2 protein-coding genes are annotated in these 1,311 nt (G+C 59.7%); both read left to right on the plus strand.

The genetic code is table 11. From position 1 onward, the window contains the following. The coding region (locus EN969_RS31395; RefSeq protein WP_164758679.1) for a helix-turn-helix domain-containing protein at positions 1–207 on the plus strand (207 nt) is incomplete at its 5' end. Between the two features lie 409 nt (positions 208–616). After that, positions 617–1,311: DUF882 domain-containing protein (locus EN969_RS31400; RefSeq protein ID WP_127419750.1), on the plus strand; the 695-nt coding region annotated here is incomplete at its 3' end.

Here is a 1,311-nt window from a genome sequence, read left to right on the forward strand (position 1 = left end):
GCGTTGCGGGCGCTCGACGAGCGCGGCAATGTGCGGGCACTTGCCGATGTCGAACTCGAGATGATCAAGCTTGCCATCGATCACTACAACGGACAGATGAGCGAAGTCGCCCGCCGACTCGGCATCGGCCGCTCGACGCTCTATCGCAAGCTCAAGGAACACGGCATCGATCCGGAGACAGGCCGCGTCGATCGACTAGCCTCCTAAGGGCGATGCCGGGCTGAGCTTTGGCCCGGCTTCCGGCTTTGCCACAAGGCCGGCGCCAGCTTGCAATGCCACAACGGGCCTTGTATCGCCGTTTCGGCGGCATTGTGGCTGTCTCGTGGACAGCTCTGTTCACGCATTAAGGCTAACGGTAACAGATCGTGTTTGGGGCGAAGGCGAAAATCCGATCTAAACCAGCGGTTTACCAAGAAACCTTGTGAACAATTTTTGACGGGATATCGCCACGGTGTTACCGCATTTCGGCTTCAATAAGCGATGATTAACCATTAGGATCGATATTCGGGTGTGCTAATGCCACATCCGTTTGGACAAATCCGGGGACAAACGGCAGCCTGCAAGGCCTTTTGATTTGAACAGAATCGAACGACACACAAACAGGCGGCACCATCATTTGAGCGTCTGGCCGAAGTGGCTGGCAGTGTTGGTTGTCGCTTTTGGTTTTGTTGCCGCGGCTGCGAGCGGAGCCAGCGCCGAAACACGGTCGCTGAAGCTTTATCATCTCCACACCCATGAGAAGGCCGAGATCGTCTACAAGCGCAACGGCCGCTACGTTCCCGAGGGTCTCCGCAAGATCAACATCATTTTGCGCGACTGGCGTCGCAACGAGCCAACCAAGATGGATCCGCGCCTGCTGGATCTCGTCTGGGAGGCGTATCGGGAAGCAGGTGCCACGGACTATATCCAGGTCGTCTGCGGCTATCGCTCGCCGTCGACGAACTCGATGCTGCGCAGCCGCAGCAGGGGCGTGGCCGAGAAGAGCCAGCACATGCTCGGCAAGGCGATGGATTTCTATATTCCCGGCGTGCCGCTGAAGAAGCTGCGCAACATCGGCCTCAAGATGCAGGGCGGCGGCGTCGGCTACTATCCGTCATCGGGTTCGCCGTTCGTCCACATGGATGTCGGCAATGTGCGCCATTGGCCCGGTATCAGCCGGCAGGAACTGGTCTCCCTGTTCCCCAATGGCAAGACGCTGCATGTGCCGAGCGACGGCAGGCCGCTGCCCGGCTTTGAGCAGGCGCTCGCCTCCTACAAGGCGAGCAAGGGATCGGGCTCGCCGGCCATCGAGACGGCCAGTGCCGGCGGCAG

Origin of the sequence: Mesorhizobium sp. M7A.F.Ca.CA.003.01.2.1, assembly GCF_003998945.1 — a bacterium.
Classification (GTDB): domain Bacteria; phylum Pseudomonadota; class Alphaproteobacteria; order Rhizobiales; family Rhizobiaceae; genus Mesorhizobium; species Mesorhizobium ciceri.